Origin of the sequence: Paraburkholderia caribensis, from assembly GCF_002902945.1 — a bacterium.
In the GTDB taxonomy this organism is placed as follows: domain Bacteria; phylum Pseudomonadota; class Gammaproteobacteria; order Burkholderiales; family Burkholderiaceae; genus Paraburkholderia; species Paraburkholderia caribensis.
This window is the reverse complement of sequence record NZ_CP026101.1, coordinates 3,306,120-3,323,484: the sequence shown is the minus strand read 5'-3', so window position 1 is coordinate 3,323,484 and position 17,365 is coordinate 3,306,120. Positions and strand designations below refer to the sequence as shown.

Annotated in this window: 11 protein-coding genes; 7 read left to right on the top strand and 4 right to left on the bottom strand. The window is 62.5% G+C overall.

Going from position 1 to position 17,365, the window contains the following annotated elements; all coding sequences use genetic code 11:
* Positions 1-36: 36 nt before the first annotated feature.
* On the top strand, positions 37-1,233 hold the full coding sequence (locus tag C2L66_RS14745) for a deoxyguanosinetriphosphate triphosphohydrolase (RefSeq protein ID WP_082670365.1): 1,197 nt from the start codon (positions 37-39) through the stop codon (positions 1,231-1,233).
* A gap of 189 nt (positions 1,234-1,422) precedes the next feature.
* On the opposite strand, the gene C2L66_RS14740 is transcribed toward C2L66_RS14745, so the two are convergent.
* Complete coding sequence (locus tag C2L66_RS14740) at positions 1,423-1,806, bottom strand: DUF883 family protein (RefSeq protein WP_054929144.1); 384 nt, start codon at positions 1,804-1,806, stop codon at positions 1,423-1,425.
* Between the two features lie 332 nt (positions 1,807-2,138).
* A complete protein-coding gene (locus C2L66_RS14735) occupies positions 2,139-2,861 on the bottom strand; it encodes an OmpW/AlkL family protein (RefSeq protein ID WP_054929143.1) in 723 nt (240 codons plus the stop codon).
* Between the two features lie 187 nt (positions 2,862-3,048).
* Here C2L66_RS14735 and C2L66_RS14730 point away from each other — a divergent pair, with 187 nt between their 5' ends.
* From C2L66_RS14730 to thpR, 5 genes are all read left to right on the top strand, one after another.
* On the top strand, positions 3,049-3,756 hold the full coding sequence (locus C2L66_RS14730; protein ID WP_035988887.1) for a transposase: 708 nt from the start codon (positions 3,049-3,051) through the stop codon (positions 3,754-3,756).
* 310 nt (positions 3,757-4,066) lie between these two features.
* Positions 4,067-8,770, top strand: a complete 4,704-nt coding sequence (locus tag C2L66_RS14725; RefSeq protein WP_054929142.1) for a glutamate synthase-related protein — start codon at positions 4,067-4,069, stop codon at positions 8,768-8,770.
* 101 nt (positions 8,771-8,871) lie between these two features.
* A complete protein-coding gene (locus tag C2L66_RS14720; protein WP_060599601.1) occupies positions 8,872-10,338 on the top strand; it encodes a glutamate synthase subunit beta in 1,467 nt (488 codons plus the stop codon).
* A 699-nt stretch (positions 10,339-11,037) separates the two neighbouring features.
* Positions 11,038-12,459, top strand: a complete 1,422-nt coding sequence (gene tnpC / locus C2L66_RS14715) for an IS66 family transposase (RefSeq protein WP_060599602.1) — start codon at positions 11,038-11,040, stop codon at positions 12,457-12,459.
* Positions 12,460-12,733: 274 nt separating this feature from the next.
* Positions 12,734-13,351, top strand: coding sequence for an RNA 2',3'-cyclic phosphodiesterase (gene thpR, locus C2L66_RS14710; RefSeq protein ID WP_060599603.1), 618 nt, complete (start codon positions 12,734-12,736; stop codon positions 13,349-13,351).
* Positions 13,352-13,389: 38 nt separating this feature from the next.
* Here thpR and C2L66_RS14705 read toward each other — a convergent pair whose 3' ends face one another.
* Positions 13,390-14,658, bottom strand: a complete 1,269-nt coding sequence (locus tag C2L66_RS14705; protein WP_054929137.1) for a D-amino acid dehydrogenase — start codon at positions 14,656-14,658, stop codon at positions 13,390-13,392.
* An 8-nt stretch (positions 14,659-14,666) separates the two neighbouring features.
* Positions 14,667-15,938: an MFS transporter gene (locus C2L66_RS14700; protein ID WP_060599604.1), complete on the bottom strand. Its 1,272-nt coding sequence runs from the start codon at positions 15,936-15,938 to the stop codon at positions 14,667-14,669.
* A 360-nt stretch (positions 15,939-16,298) separates the two neighbouring features.
* Between C2L66_RS14700 and C2L66_RS14695 the strand changes: the two genes are divergently transcribed.
* Positions 16,299-17,258, top strand: coding sequence for a tyrosine-protein phosphatase (locus C2L66_RS14695; RefSeq protein WP_060602436.1), 960 nt, complete (start codon positions 16,299-16,301; stop codon positions 17,256-17,258).
* The last annotated feature ends 107 nt before the right edge of the window (positions 17,259-17,365 follow it).

Here is a 17,365-nt window from a genome sequence, read left to right as displayed (position 1 = left end):
TCGGAGATATCGGTGAGTGAAATACGCAGCGACCCTCTGAGCGAATCACTCGACGCCGCTTCGGTCACGCCCGTTACCGGCGTCGTATCGCTGCCCACCATCGCCGCGCTCGAAGCGCACCTCGCGCCGTATGCCGCGCATTCTTCCCAATCGCGCGGCCGGCGCCATCACGAAGCCCCGCCGAGCGCGCGCACAGAATTTCAACGGGATCGCGACCGCATCGTTCATTCGACCGCTTTCCGAAGGCTCGAGTACAAGACCCAGGTCTTCGTGAATCACGAGGGCGATCTGTTTCGCACACGGCTCACGCATAGTCTCGAAGTCGCGCAGATCGCGCGTTCTGTCGCGCGCAATCTGCGCGTGAACGAAGATCTCGTCGAGGCGATTTCGCTGGCACACGATCTCGGACACACGCCGTTCGGCCATGCCGGGCAGGATGCGCTCAACGAATGCATGCGAGACTACGGCGGCTTCGAGCACAACTTGCAGAGTCTCGCCGTCGTCGACGATCTCGAAGAGCATTACGGTGCGTTCGACGGCCTTAACCTGTGCTTCGAGACGCGCGAAGGCATCCTCAAGCATTGCTCACGCGAAAACGCCCGGCGTCTGGGCGAACTGGGCGAGCGTTTTTTGCAAGGGCGCCAACCGTCGATCGAAGCGCAGATCGCCAATCTCGCCGACGAAATCGCATACAACAACCACGACGTGGACGACGGTCTGCGTTCGGGGTTGCTCACGATCGAGCAGCTCGCCGAAGTCGAGCTATGGCACACGCACTACGACGCAGCGCGGCGCGACTATCCGCAGATCGAGGGGCGCCGGCTGATTCACGAGACGGTGCGGCGCATCATCAACACGCTGATCGTCGATCTGATCGACACGACCACGCGCAATATTGCGCAGCATGCGCCCGCGTCGCTGGACGACGTGCGCCGCGCGCCGCCGCTCGTCGCGCACAGCGACGCTGTCGCTGCGCAGGCCACACAGCTCAAGCGGTTTCTCTTCAAGAACCTGTATCGCCACTATCGCGTCATGCGGATGGCCAACAAGGCTCAACGGGTGATCGCCGGTTTGTTCGACGCGTTCATCGACGATCCCCGCCTGCTGCCGCCCGCCTACCAGACGCCGGACGCAGCGAAGCAGCCACGCCTCATCGCGCATTACATCGCGGGCATGACGGACCGCTACGCTTCGAAGGAATACCAGCGACTGTTCATCGTAGACGGCGATTGACGTAGTGACTTCTCGCGCCTGACAACGCTGCCAGAGCCGCGCGAACCGCGACGTCAGCAGTCTGCGCAACGATGCCGCGCGCGCGAACTTCCGCTCGCCCGGCTCGACATATCGAAGGGAAGCGGCGCGCAGTCACGCGCCGTGCCCGTGCTGCGCAACTATCCGAGGTCCAGCCCGGCGCCGCGTGCGTCAGCGCGAGCCGCCTCGCGCAAGCAGGGCGCCTGCGATCAGCGCGACGCCACCAACAATGGCAATCGTCCGCCACGGATTTTCATGCACGTAATCGTCGGCATCGTGGATTGCCGCTTCGGCGCGCTCGCGCATCGCATCGCGCGTGTCGTTCAGACGTGTGCGCGCTTCATCGAGGCGTTTGCGCATTTGCGTGCGCAGCACCGCGGCGTCCGCTTGCGTGCCGTCTCCGAGCGTATTCTCGAGTTCGGTCATCAGGGTGCGCAGTTCGCTTGCAATATCTTCTGCGGCATGTCGACTGTGGCGCGCAATGCGTCGCGCACGACGTCCAGCCGTGGTCCAGGATTCGCCCAGGGCATCTCGCGTGTTAGGAAGTGCAGTCATGGTCGCTCCGTCGATGAGGGTAGTTTGAGTGTCCCCGCAACACAGCGCGGGAAGTATCCTCTGACGCAACTTCGATGCCCGCCCCGGCGATCTGATCCACACAGACGCTCCCACTGGACCGATGCATGCCGCATGCGGCAGAAATTGCACCGCTGGCGCGCCCGTTTCAGTCAAATTTACAACGGGCGGCGGCGTGTATGGCGGGAATGATGTCGCGATCCGTCGGAGACGAAGGCGTGTACATACAGGTATCGTGATCGCATGGAAAAACGCCGACGCGCTTTTGCAGATCGGCGTTGTTCAAGCCCGAAAATCTCGTCTACCCTGTTGTGTTAGAACCGGTAACCGAGGTTCACATACGTGACGATCGGGTTCAGACGAATCTTCGTTTCCGACTGCACGTTGACGGTACCGATGGGAGTCTGCGCCTGGGTGTTCAGCTTGGCGGTCGTCGAGAGCGGCAGATACGAGATCGAGAAGCCCGCGAACCAGTGGTCGGTGAACGCGTACGTGAAGCCGGCATTAAACACGGGCTCCCACGAACTATCCGTTGTTACCGTGGTCGGACCATGAAGTACGTTGGCTTCGAAAGCACCGTTCGTGATGTGCTCGTCGGTGAACGAGACGCGGCTCACACCCAAGCCCAGATACGGACGGAACTTCGCTTGCGGCTGGTTGAAGTAGTACTTGAACAGCAGCGTCGGGCTCCACTGTTTTGCTGAGCCGAGCTTGCCATATTGCTGGAATGCGCCGCTGCCGTGCAGGTCGAATTGCGGCGGTACGCCGATCACGAACTCGGTGGCGATATGGTCGGTGACGAAGTAACCTCCGGTGAAACCGATGGTGTCGCCGCTGCCGAGTGTGGCGCCCGTGTTGGGCACAGTGATATTGACGGGCGTGCCGTTGACGTTTGTCTCTCTCAGCGGGTCACTACTGGACTGAGGCGCGAGATGGAACCACCCTGTTGTAACGAAGAAACTGCCGGCCGATTGCGCGTGCGCTGTGGTTGTTATGCAAGCGAGTGCCGCGACCCCCAAGGCCTGTTTTAATTTCATTTGTGCTCCTCCAAAAAAGGCCCGCCAATTATGACCACAACGTTTCAAACAAACCATACGCACCGGTTAGAGCGTTCTGCCTAGGCTTTTTGCCGTTTTCCGGCAGACCCGCTTGGCGCGTGAGGCCGCGCCGGCGCAGCTTTTCGGACCTTCGGGTATGTACCAACGCGACTTTGGATAATCCAGCATGGCACGGCTTGCACGTCTTTATGTCCCCGACCAGCCGCAACACGTGATCCTGCGCGGACTCGACCAGCAGCCCGCATTCGTCGACGACCAGGATTACGAACTGTTCATCGATTGCCTGAAGGCGGCTTCGCGCGATCACCATTTATCCGTTCACGCATACGCGCTGATGCCGGGCGCGGTGCAACTGCTCGTCACGCCCACCGACGAATCGAGCCTGCCGAAAGCGATGCAGGCGGTCGGCCGACGTTACGTTGCGCACTTCAATCGCCGGTACTCGCGGCGCGGCACGTTGTGGGAAGGCCGCTATCGCGCGACGGTGATCGAAGGCGAGAAGTACTTCCTGCTCGCGAGCCGCGTGGTCGAAATGTCGCCGGTGCGCAACCAGCTGGTGAGCACGCCCGAAGACTACCGATGGTCCAGTTATCGGCATCACATCGGCCTGACCTTAGACAGTTTGATCACCGATCATCGTTTGTACTGGTCGCTCGGCAATACGCCATTCGAGCGGCAGCGCGCGTACCGCGAACTGTGCGAGCAGCCGCTCGACGAACGCGAAGCCAGCCAGCTTCAGCAGGCCACCTTGAAGGGCTGGGTGCTCGGTAGCGACTCGTATCGGGAGTGGGCGGCGCGGGCCGCGAACCGGCGCGTCTCGCCCTTGCCAAGGGGCCGGCCGCGCAAGGTCCGGGAGACGCCGCAAACCCAATAAGCCTTTTGTGTTCAACGGCTTGCTGGCAAAAGCAGAAAGAAAACGGCATCCACGCATGCCGTTTTCTTTTGCCCCGTTTTGATGTGGCACCAATTAACAGGGCGAAAAATGCACCACATTGATAATAGGGGCCCGACCATCACATTTTGTTTGCTATTCCTTTGATTCGTCGCGTATATTCCGATTTCCGGCGTCCCGATGTGCAACTGCAATATCGCGCGTCCGCGGCCGCCCGCGCGGTCGAAGTCCGCACCGCGGGCAAAAACAAAATGGTTCAACGGCCCCACGGCCCCTGACAGACGGTGTCCCCATGAACGACCATCAGCAGCCGCTTTCCACGGTTCCCGCCGCGCAAGGTCTTTACGACCCCGCAAACGAGCACGACGCATGCGGCGTCGGCTTTGTTGCGCATATCAAGGGCAAGAAAAGCCACGAAATCATCCAGCAGGGCCTGAAGATCCTCGAAAACCTCGATCACCGGGGCGCCGTCGGCGCCGACCCGCTGATGGGCGACGGCGCGGGCATCCTGATCCAGATTCCGGACTCGTTCTACCGCGAGGAGATGGCGAAGCAGGGCGTGACGCTGCCGCCCGAGGGCGAATACGGCGTGGGCATGATCTTCCTGCCGAAGGAACACGCATCGCGTCTCGCCTGCGAACAGGAACTGGAGCGCACGGTGAAGGCCGAAGGCCAGGTCGTGCTCGGCTGGCGCGACGTGCCCGCGGACCACACCATGCCCATTTCGCCGACCGTGAAGGCGAGCGAGCCGCTGATCCGCCAGATTTTCATCGGCCGCGGCAAGGACATCATGGTGACGGACGCGCTGGAGCGGAAGCTGTACGTGATCCGCAAGACGGCGAGCCACCGCATTCAGGCGCTCAAGCTGAAGCACGGCAAGGAATACTTCGTGCCGTCCATGTCCGCGCGCACGGTCGTCTACAAGGGGCTGCTGCTGGCAGGCCAGGTCGGCGTGTACTACCGCGACCTGCAGGACGAGCGCGTCGTGTCGGCGCTCGCGCTCGTGCACCAGCGTTTCTCGACCAACACGTTCCCGGCGTGGGAGCTGGCTCACCCGTACCGCATGATCGCCCACAACGGCGAAATCAACACGGTGAAGGGCAACGTCAACTGGCTGAACGCGCGTACGGGCGCGATCGCCTCGCACGTGCTCGGCGACGACCTGCCGAAGCTGTGGCCGCTGATCTATCCGGGCCAATCGGACACGGCGTCGTTCGACAACTGTCTCGAACTGCTCGTGATGGCCGGCTACCCGCTGGTCCACGCAGTGATGATGATGATTCCCGAAGCATGGGAACAGCACACGCTGATGGACGACAACCGCCGCGCGTTCTACGAATACCACGCCGCGATGATGGAACCGTGGGACGGCCCCGCTGCCATCGCGTTCACCGACGGCCGCCAGATCGGCGCGACGCTCGACCGTAACGGCCTGCGTCCGGCGCGCTACATCGTCACGGACGACGACCTCGTGATCATGGCGTCGGAGGCGGGCACGCTGCCCATTCCGGAGTCGAAGATCGTCAAGAAGTGGCGTCTGCAGCCGGGCAAGATGTTCCTGATCGACATGGAGCACGGCCGCATCATCGACGACAAGGAACTGAAGGACAACCTCGCGAACGCCAAGCCGTACAAGAGCTGGATCGACGCCGTGCGCATCAAGCTCGACGAAATCGAGCCGAACGCGGAAGACGTCGTCACGGAGCGCCGCGAAGCGGCTGCGCTGCTCGATCGCCAGCAGGCGTTCGGCTACACGCAGGAAGACCTCAAGTTCCTGATGGCGCCGATGGCGCAGGCAGGCGAAGAAGCCGTTGGCTCGATGGGCAACGACTCGCCGCTGGCCGTCATGTCCAACAAGAACAAGACGCTCTATCACTACTTCAAGCAGCTGTTCGCGCAGGTCACGAACCCGCCCATCGACCCGATCCGTGAAAACATGGTGATGTCGCTGGTGTCGTTCGTCGGCCCGAAGCCGAACCTGCTGGACACGAACAACATCAACCCGCCGATGCGCCTCGAAGTGTCGCAGCCTGTGCTCGACTTCAAGGACATCGCGAAGATCCGCGCGATCGATCAATACACGGGCGGCAAGTTCAGCTCGTACGAACTGAACATCTGCTACCCCGTGAGCTGGGGCAAGGAAGGCATCGAAGCGCGCCTGGCATCGCTGTGCGCGGAAGCCGTGGATGCCGTCAAGTCCGGCTACAACATGCTCATCGTGTCGGACCGCAAGACCGACCGCGACAACGTCGCGATTCCGGCGCTGCTGGCTACGTCCGCGATCCATTCGCACCTCGTGCAGCAAGGTCTGCGCACGAGCACGGGCCTCGTCGTCGAAACGGGCTCGGCGCGCGAGACGCACCATTTCGCGCTGCTCGCGGGCTTCGGCGCGGAAGCCGTTCACCCGTACCTGGCAATGGAAACGCTCGCGCAGATGGCCGCGGGCATGAAGGGCGACCTGTCGGCGGAAAAGGCGGTCTACAACTTCACGAAGGCAATCGGCAAGGGCCTGCACAAGGTCATGTCGAAGATGGGTATCTCGACGTACATGTCGTACACGGGCGCGCAGATTTTCGAAGCAGTCGGTCTCGCTGAAGATCTCGTGAACAAGTACTTCAAGGGCACGGCGTCGAAGGTCGGCGGCATTGGCCTGTTCGAAGTGGCGGAAGAAGCGATCCGTCTGCACCGCGACGCGTTCGGCGACAACCCGGTTCTCGCCAACATGCTCGACGCGGGTGGCGAGTACGCCTACCGCGTGCGCGGCGAAGACCACATGTGGACGCCAGATGCGATCGCCAAGCTGCAGCACTCGGCGCGCAGCAACTCGTATCAGACGTACAAGGAATACGCGCACCTGATCAACGACCAGACGAAGCGTCATATGACGTTCCGTGGCCTGTTCGAGTTCAAGGTCGATCCGTCGAAGGCGATTCCGCTGGACGAAGTGGAATCGGCGAAGGAAATCGTCAAGCGCTTTGCAACGGGCGCGATGTCGCTCGGCTCGATCTCGACGGAAGCGCACGCCACGCTGGCTGTGGCGATGAACCGTATCGGCGGCAAGTCGAACACGGGTGAGGGCGGCGAAGATGAAAACCGCTATCGCAACGAACTGCGCGGCATTCCGATCAAGAATGGCGACACGATGAAGTCCATCCTCGGCGATGAAGTCGTGACCGACATCCCGCTGAAGGAAGGCGATTCGCTGCGCTCCAAGATCAAGCAGGTCGCGTCGGGCCGCTTCGGCGTGACGGCGGAATATCTCGCTTCCGCCGACCAGATCCAGATCAAGATGGCGCAGGGCGCGAAGCCGGGCGAAGGCGGCCAGTTGCCGGGTCACAAGGTGTCCGAGTACATCGGCAAGCTGCGTTACTCGGTGCCGGGCGTCGGCCTGATCTCGCCGCCGCCGCACCACGACATCTATTCGATCGAAGACCTGGCTCAGCTGATCCACGATCTGAAGAATGCCAACCCGGCGGCGAGCATCTCGGTGAAGCTGGTGTCGGAAGTGGGCGTCGGCACGGTCGCTGCGGGTGTCGCGAAGGCGAAGGCCGATCACGTCGTGATCGCCGGTCATGATGGCGGCACGGGCGCATCGCCGCTGTCGTCGGTGAAGCACGCCGGCACGCCGTGGGAACTGGGCCTCGCTGAAACGCAGCAGACGCTGGTGCTGAACCAGTTGCGCGGCCGTATCCGCGTGCAGGCCGACGGCCAGATGAAAACGGGCCGCGACGTCGTGATCGGCGCGCTGCTCGGCGCGGACGAATTCGGCTTCGCGACGGCGCCGCTGGTCGTCGAAGGCTGCATCATGATGCGCAAGTGCCACCTGAACACGTGCCCGGTCGGCGTCGCGACGCAAGACCCCGTGCTGCGCGCGAAATTCCAGGGCCAGCCGGAACACGTCGTGAACTTCTTCTTCTTCATCGCGGAAGAAGTGCGCGAAATCATGGCGCAACTGGGCGTGCGCAAGTTCGACGACCTGATCGGCCACAGCGAATACCTCGATATGAAGAAGGGCATCGAGCACTGGAAGGCGAAGGGTCTCGACTTCTCGCGCGTGTTCTATCAGCCGGACGTTCCGGCGAGCGTCGCGCGCATGCACGTCGATTCGCAGGATCACGGCCTCGACCGCGCGCTCGATCACACGCTGATCGAGAAGGCGAAGGCGGCCATCGAGAAGGGCGAACACGTGTCGTTCATCCAGCCGGTGCGCAACGTGAACCGTACGGTCGGCGCGATGCTGTCCGGCACGATCGCGAAGAAGTACGGCCACGATGGTCTGCCCGACGACGCGATCCACATCCAGTTGAAGGGCACGGCGGGCCAGAGCTTCGGCGCGTTCCTCGCGAAGGGCATCACGCTGGATCTGGTCGGCGACGGCAACGACTATGTCGGCAAGGGTCTGTCGGGCGGGCGCATCATCATCCGTCCCACCAATGATTTCCGCGGCAAGTCCGAAGAAAACATCATCTGCGGCAACACGGTGATGTACGGCGCGATCGAAGGCGAATCGTTCTTCCGTGGTGTTGCGGGCGAGCGCTTTTGCGTGCGTAACTCGGGCGCGACGGCGGTCGTCGAAGGCACGGGCGACCACGGTTGCGAATACATGACGGGCGGCACGGTCGTCGTGCTCGGCGAAACGGGCCGTAACTTCGCGGCGGGCATGTCGGGCGGCCTCGCCTACGTGTACGACGTCGACGGTACGTTCGCGGCCAAGTGCAACAAGTCGATGGTCGCGCTGGAGCCGGTGCTGCAACAGGCCGAACAGGAACGCACGGTCGACAAGGCGCTGTGGCACATGGGCCAGACCGACGAAGCGCTGCTCAAGGGGCTCATCGAACGTCACTTCCAGTTCACCGGTTCGCCGCGCGCGAAGGCGCTGCTCGAAAACTGGGATGCGTCGCGCCGTCAGTTCGTGAAGGTGTTCCCGACGGAATACAAGCGCGCGCTGGGCGAAATGGGCGCGAAGAAGGCAGCCAAGGAAGTACTCGCGGCCTGATCGTTTCCCGCCCCAACCCCTGACGACATAACGAAGCGCGCCCGCTGCAACACGCAGCGGGCGCCGATCCCCTCACCGATTAGATAGACATAGAGAACCACATGGGCAAGGCAACCGGTTTTCTCGAGTTCGAGCGCCGCCACGAGGCGTACGAAGCACCCCTCACGCGTGTGAAGCACTACAAGGAATTCGTCTCGGCATTGACCGACGACGAAGCCAAGATTCAGGGCGCGCGTTGCATGGACTGCGGCATCCCGTTCTGCAACAACGGCTGTCCGGTGAACAACATCATCCCGGACTTCAACGACCTGGTATTCCGCCAGGACTGGAAGAACGCGATCGACGTCCTGCATTCGACGAACAACTTCCCCGAGTTCACGGGCCGCATCTGCCCGGCGCCGTGCGAAGCGGCGTGCACGCTCGGCATCAACGACGACCCGGTCGGCATCAAGTCGATCGAGCACGCAATCATCGACAAGGCGTGGGCCGAAGGCTGGGTTGCGCCGCAACCTCCGAAGCACAAGACGGGCAAGAAGGTTGCCGTCGTCGGTTCGGGCCCGGCGGGTCTGGCGGCTGCGCAGCAACTCGCGCGCGTCGGTCATGACGTCACGGTGTTTGAGAAGAACGACCGCGTTGGCGGGCTGCTGCGTTACGGCATCCCCGACTTCAAGCTGGAGAAGTGGCTGATCGACCGTCGCATGCGCCAGATGGAGGCGGAAGGCGTGACGTTCCGCGCGAACGTGTTCGTCGGTAAGGACCCGCTTCCGGCGCACATCGGCAACACGGCGAAGGAAACCATCACGCCGGAAGAACTGAAGGATCAGTTCGATGCCGTGATCCTGACGGGCGGCTCCGAGACGCCGCGTGATTTGCCTGTGCCGGGCCGTGAGCTTGCGGGCATTCATTACGCGATGGAATTTTTGCCGCAGCAGAACAAGGTCAACGCGGGCGACAAGGTTGCGGACCAGTTGCTTGCGAAGGGCAAGCATGTCGTCGTGATCGGCGGTGGCGATACGGGTTCGGATTGCGTTGGCACGTCGAACCGTCATGGCGCGAAGGGTGTCACGCAGTTCGAACTGCTGCCGCAGCCGCCGGAAGAGGAAAACAAGCCGCTCGTGTGGCCGTACTGGCCGGTCAAGCTGCGCACGTCGTCGTCGCATGAGGAAGGTTGCGAGCGGGATTGGGCGGTTGCTACGAAGCGTTTTGAAGGCAAGAACGGCAAGGTCGAGAAGCTGATCGCGGCGCGTGTCGAATGGAAGGACGGCAAGATGGTCGAAGTGCCCGATTCTCAGTTCGAAATGAAGGCTGATCTCGTGTTGCTGGCGATGGGCTTTACGCAACCTGTTTCGCCTGTGCTGGAGGCCTTCGGCGTCGATAAGGATGCGCGTGGGAATGTGCGTGCTTCTACCGAAGGCGATAAGGCTTATTACACGTCGGTCGAGAAGGTGTTCACGGCCGGGGATATGCGCCGCGGGCAGTCGCTCGTGGTGTGGGCGATTCGCGAAGGGCGGCAGTGTGCGCGGTCAGTTGATGCTTATCTGATGGGGCATTCTGAATTGCCGAGGTAGTTTTTGTTTGTCTGCGACGCTGGGCGGTTTGCTTGGGTTTTGCGCTGGCATCCGCGTGCGCTGGCATCCGCGGTGCGTTATCTCGCTTCAAGCGTCGCCCCTGTGCGGGGCGGCACCTACTTTTCTTTGCCGCCGCAAAGAAAAGTAGGCAAAAGAAAGCGGCTCACACCGCCAGCCTTTGACGTTTGCCCACGGGCCCCCAACGTCCCCGCGCTTCACACGGCAACGCACCTGTTCGCGTGCGTTGCCAACGACCTCTCTGTACGCCTCACCCACTCCATATACCCTCGTCACAGCACGCCACGCCAGACAGTGCACCGCCGCCCAGGTGGCAAACTGTGTGTCGGCTCCTTGTGCTCCACACGCTTCACTTCGGACCGATAGCGCGCGCGCCCCACCCTGTAAGAACGCCACCCTATACGACGCGACAACCTACACACAGTTTGCCACCTGGGCGGCCCATACCATTCGCTGACGCTGGCCTTTGTGTGGGAGTCTGAAGCGGGTGAGGCGCCAGTTCGATGCGTTGGCAACGCACACGAACAGGGGCGCTGGCGTGTGAAGTGTGGGGACGTTGGGGGCCCGTGGATAAGAACATGGGCTGGCGGTGTGAGCCGCTTTCTTTTGCCTACTTTTCTTTGCGGCGGCGTAACTATTCAGCGCTTGTAAACTGCTACCAGGATGTGCATAGTGAGGGGCATGACGAAGATGCCCGACATCAAGGAGCTGACACCGGAGCAGAAGGACGCACTTATCATTGATCTGGTGAGGCGTCTGAACGAGCTCGAGGCAAAGCTTGAGAAGAACAGTCATAACTCCAGCAAGCCGCCGTCAAGCGATGGTCCGAAGCGCAAGCCAAAGTCATTGCGTAACACGAGCGACGCCAGGCCGGGCGCCCAACCGGGGCACAAAGGCAAGACGCTCAAACGCGTCGCGCAAGCCGATCACATCGAGATTCACCCGGTGGCGCGGGTATGCGATAAATGTGGCAACCGCATCGCGGCAGCCAGCGTGGCCGTGTTGCCCGAAGGCCGCCAGGTGATTGATCTGCCGCCCACGCGCTTTGAGGTGACTGAACATCGCGTGCAGATCGCACAGTGCCGCTGCTGCGGCAAGCAGCATTCGGGGGCATTTCCCAAGGGCGTGAGCCAGGCGGTTCAGTACGGCCCCCAGATTCGCGCCGCAGCCGTCTATCTGACGCAATACCAGCAGTTGCCGGTTGCGCGCACCGCCCAGGCGCTGGAAGACCTGTTCGGTTTGCATGTGAGTACGGGAACCGTCCAGCACAGTATTGATCAGGCCGCGCAGTTACTGGCGCCGTGCGTTGATCAGATCCAGCAGGCGCTACGCGGGCAACCCGTCGTGCATTTCGATGAGAGCTGCATGCGCGTGGGGCGTGAGTCCCACTGGCTGCATGTCGCCTCGACGCACGCGTTGAGCTGGTATGGCGCGCACAGCAAGCGCGGCAGTCAGGCGCTGGACAGCTTCGGCATTCTCCCCGGCTTTACGGGAGTCGCGGTCCATGACGGCTGGCGGCCGTATGCCGGCTATGAGTGTGAGCATGCGCTGTGCAATGCCCATCATCTGCGTGAACTGGTGTTCGTCCTGGAGTCCACGCAGCAACCCTGGGCACAGCAGATGATTGACCTGCTTCGCCAGGCAAAGCGCGAGGTCGAACTCAGTCGGGCTTCAGGAAACAACATGCTGAGCCCGGCGCGCCAACGCTATTACACACGGCGCAGCCGCGCCCTGATCGCCCGGGCGCGCAAGCTCAATCCACAGCAGGCGCGTGAGCCCTTGCGCCAGGAACGTCGCGGCAGGATCAGGCAAAGCTTTACCTGCAACCTGCTCACACGGCTTCACAAGTATGCCGATGAGGTGTGGCGCTTCATTGCCGATCACCGCGTACCGTTCGACAACAATCAGGCCGAACGCGATATCCGCATGCCCAAACTCAAACAGAAGATTTCCGGGTGCTTCCGCTCGGAATCGGGCATGGAGGCGTTCTGCACGATCCGCTCCTACCTTGCCACCTTACGCAAGCAGAACCGTTCGCTGATCAACGCGCTGGCGTTAGGCTTTGCCGGATTCGTCGTTTCACCTCTGGTTACCGCTGAATAGTTACGCGGCGGCAAAGAAAAGTAGGTGTCGCCCCGCACAGGGGCGACGCGTGAAGCGAGCTAACAATTCGCGGATGCCAGCGCAAAGGCCAAACCACCAAACGGCGACGCGTGAAGCGAGCTAACGCATCGCGGACGCCAGCGAAAAAGCCACAACAACCAAACCGCCCGGCGCCGCGAAGGCGCCACCGAAAACCGAAAACCGAAAACCAAACCACACCACGATCGAACAGGCATAAAGTGTGATTGAGCGGGAACACGCCAGGAGCCACCCAATGCAACGCACCGATCCGCACCCAGACCAAAAAGAAAGCGCCGGGTCTGCCTCAGACCCCAACCTCGAAGCAACAACCAATCCTCACGACTACCAGCGTTGCTTCATAGCGCTAGTCCCCGACACAGCGACCCGCGACGCGCTATCGTCCATCGACATCCCCACGACTGCGCGACGCGTCCCCTACGAACAATTGCACCTGACCGTAACGTTCATCGGCGTACTGCCACAAGAAAAAGCCGCACCGCTGATCGAATCACTAACGCACGAGACAGTGTCACTCAAGCGCACGCCAATAACAAAAATCGAACATTGGCCCCGCGCCTCGCACCCGCGCCTGACAGTCGCAACACTGGCCATGTCCGATGAATTCGTCGCGCTGGACTGGCGTGTGCGCTCGTCGATGATCGCGCTTGGCCTGCCCGTCGATGCCCGCACATTCCGCCCGCACGTCACGCTCGCGCGCTACCGCCAGGACGCGGCGGCAGTCGGCCCCGCAATGGACCTGCAACACGAACTCATCGCGTGCTTCGACTCGTTGACGCTCTATTCGAGCACGCTGGCTCGCACCGGGGCTCGGTATCGATCGCTGGCAAGCGTGCCTGTCGTCTACGGATGACGCTCAACGCAAACCAGACGCAAAACATCGAACAAGCATCAGGAACCGCGATACCGCCCCAACGTCAACCCATCCAGATCGATCTCCGGCTCGCGCTGCGTAATCAGATCCGCGACCACCCGCCCCGATCCCAGCGACATCGCCCAGCCTGTCGAGCCATGTCCAAGATTGATCCACAACCCGTCAATGCCGGACGGCCCGAGCAACGGCGCACCGTCGGGCGTCATCGGACGGCGTCCAACCCAGAACTGCGCGGAAGAGGGCGCCGTCGCATGCGGGAACCAGTCATCGAGCACTTTCATCAGCGTCTGCAGCGCCTGCTCACGCAAGGTCGTCTGCCGGTTGCCGAGCTCCGCCGTACCCGCGACGCGCAGATTCGGCCCGAAACGCGTGATCGCCGTCTTCAACGATTCGTCCATCAATGCGGCGCGCGGCGACTTTTCATCGTCGACGATCTGCAGCGTCGCCGAGTACCCCTTCACGGGATATAGCGGCACTTTCACGCCAAGCGGCGCAAGCAGATCCGCGCTATCGACGCCCGCCGCCACGACGACGGCGTTCGCCACCAGCGTCTCGCTGCCCGCCGCGCTCTCGACATGCACGCCATGCACCGAGCGGCCACGCACGTCGAGTGCCGTCACGCGCGTATCGAAACGAAAGCGCACACCATGCGCCTCGCAGATCGCGCGCAATTCCCGCGTGAAGCGCGCGCAGTCGCCCGCTTCGTCGTCGGGCAGATAGAGGCCGCTCAACGGCGCCTGACGCGCCCAGCGCAGTCCCGGCTCGATCTCGGCGCATTCGGCCGCGCTCACTTCGCGATGGCTGATGCCTGCGTCGCGCAGCACGGCGAGCGCGGGTTGTGCGAGTTCGACGTCGAACGCCGTGCGAAAAAGTTGCAGATAGCCCTGGCTGCGTCCGTATTCGAACGGATGATGCCCGCGAAACTCGCGCAGGCATTCGCGGCTGTAGTACGCGATACGCTGCATCCGCTGCTTGTTGACGCGAAAGCGCGCAAGGTCGCATTCGCGCAGCCATCGCGCGATCCAGCGCCATTGCGCGAGATCGAACGTCGGCCGGAAGATCAGCGGCGAGGCGGGCTTGAACAGATACTTCAGGATCTTGAACGGCATGCCGGGCGCGGCCCAGGGCGTCACGTAGCCGGGCGCGATCACGCCCGCGTTGCCGAAGCTCGTCGCCAGCGCGACGTCGGATTCACGCTCGATCACGGTGACGTCGCAGCCGCGCTCGCGCAGGTAGAAAGCGGTGGCGACACCGATGATGCCGCCGCCGAGAACGATCGTTCGCATGGATGGTATTACACGTGTTCCGCCGATTCCGCGCTTTCGGCCGCAAGCGATTTGCCCTTCGTTTCGGGCAGCGCCAGCGCCGCGACGACGACCAGCAGATAGCCCGAGCCCGCGACGATGCCGATCGCCTTCACGAGCGTCATCGTCTGCGACAGCGTGCCGACCAGAATCGGAAAGAACGAGCCGACACCGCGCCCGAGGTTATAGCAGAAACCTTGTCCCGAGCCGCGGATCGCATTGGGATACAGCTCAGATAGATACGCACCAACGCCCGCGAATATTCCCTGCACGACGATGCCGAGCGGAAAACCGAGCAACAGCATCGCGCCATCGGTGATGGGGAGCATCGTGTAGATCATGCCGAGCACGAACGAGCCGATCGCGAACAGCACGAACGACGCGCGCCGTCCGATCCGGTCGGAGAGAATCGCGCCGACGATATACCCAATGAACGAACCGACGATCAGCACGACCAGATAGCCGCTGGTGTTGAACACGGACAGATGGCGCACCGTCTTCAGATAAGTGGGCAGCCAGGTCGTGATCGCGTAGTAGCCGCCCAGCATGCCGCTGCATAGCGCGCTGCCGAGGATCGTCGTCTTCAGGTGCGCGGCGGAGAAAATCTGCAGGAAATGCGAGGTGTCGAAGCCGTTGTCGCGCGCGCGGCGTGTGGCGAGATAGATGTCGGGATCGCTGACGTTGCGGCGGATATAGATGATCCACAGCGCGGGCACGATGCCGATCCAGAAGCATGCGCGCCACGCGTATTCCTCGGGCAGCAACGCAAAGAACGCCCAGTAGAGAATCGCCGCCGCGCCCCAGCCGAACGACCAGCTGCTCTGCACGGTGCCGACGGCTTTCGCGCGATGCTGCGGCGAGCGTATCGTCTCCGCCATCATGATCGTCACCACCGACCACTCGCCGCCGAAGCCGATGCCTTGCAGCGTGCGCGTCGTCAGCAGTTGCCAGAAGTTGTGCGTGAAGCCCGACAGGCAGGTGAACAGGGCGAAGGTCGCGATCGTCCATTGCAGCACGCGGATGCGCCCGTAGCGGTCGGCGAGTATGCCCGCGAGCCAGCCGCCTATCGCCGACGAGATCAGCGAACTCGTCGCGATCATCCCCGCTTCGCTTTTCGACATGCCCCACGTCGCGATCAGCGTCGGGATCAGGAACGAGTAGATCATGAAGTCGAACGCGTCGACGGCATAGCCGCCGAACCCTGCGTAGAGCGTGCGCCTTTCGCGCGTCGACAACTCGGTAAACCACTGAAATGACGCCATCCCCTCTCCTGTGATCCCGTGTACGTGGGTTGCTGTTGTGATTCTGATGTTCGTCCGGCGTGCCGCAGGTGGCTTGTATTCTACGGTCCGCCTCGATTGCGGCCAATGCGCGGCAAAAATAGCGCGCCGACATTTCACGTGGCGGGAATGGCGGCGCATGCGCTTACATTGCGATTCCTTACTGATTGCTACTGTGTAACCCTTGAGCTGTTTTCGTCCATTACACTGCACGTCGACGCCGTAAGTGATCGGCCCATGCGGTTAATTACACTGTCGATCGGTTCGTCAAACCTGCACGTGACCCGCGTGCGTCTTTCGCATCCGCGCGTGGCACTCGCGCCGCACCTTGTAGACACAACGATGACTTCCTCTGCGAAAGCGGACATTTCGCTCGCCGCTGCGCACGATCTCTACGCCTTGCCGACTGTGCCGGCGCCTTCGCACGCGCGAGCGCAACGCGCGTCGCGCCGCCGCTTCCTGAAAAGCACGGCGGGTGCGCTGCTGCTCTCCGGTATGGGCAGCACGCTGCTGACGGCGTGCGGCGGCAACAACGCGGGCTCGGATCAGGCGCCGACGCCGCGTCTCGCGTCGCTGGAAAACTTTCGTGATGTGGGCGGGACGGCGGCCGGCTATCCGACCGTCGACGGCCGCGTGGTGCGCCGCAACGCGTTCTACCGCTCGAATGCGCTGACGCAAAGCGCCGCCGATGCAGCCGTGCTCGATTCGCTCGGCATCGCGGCTGTCTGCGATCTGCGTACGCCCGGCGAGATCGAGCGCGCATCCGACGCGCTGCCCGCCAACGCGGCGTACGTGAAGATCAACGTCACCGGACGCGAGGACGTCATCACACCCATGCTGGATAACGAGGCGAGCGCGGTGTCGTCGATGGAGCGCGCACAGCGGCTCTACGTGACGGATGCCGTGCAGCGCGCGGCATTCGGCTCGCTGCTTTCGCAACTCGCCAGCACGGCCGGTCCACAGCTGATTCATTCGAGCGCGGGCAAGGATCGCGCGGGTTGGGCCGCGGCGCTCCTGCTGAGCATCGCCAACGTGCCGTTCGACATCATCATGCAGGACTATCTGCTGTCGAACACGTATATGGCGAATGCGATTTCGGCGCGCGTCGAAGCACGCCGCCAGCAGAGCGGCGATCTGGCCGCGAGTGCGGAAAAGCCGCTCGCTAGCGTGCAGAGCAGCTTTTTGCAGGCCTCCTTCGACCAGGTGCAATCCAGCTACGGCACGATGTCGGGCTATCTCACGCGCGGGCTCGGCCTCACGCAATCGACCGTCGATACCTTGCGCGAGCGCCTCGTTCTCTGATTTTTCCGTCGCACAAAGAAAAAACGGCCCGTCCCAGGTGGCAGCGGGACGGACCGAACAGGGAGGCGCCGAGGACGCCGGAGTGCACTATAGGCCCGTAGCGCGGT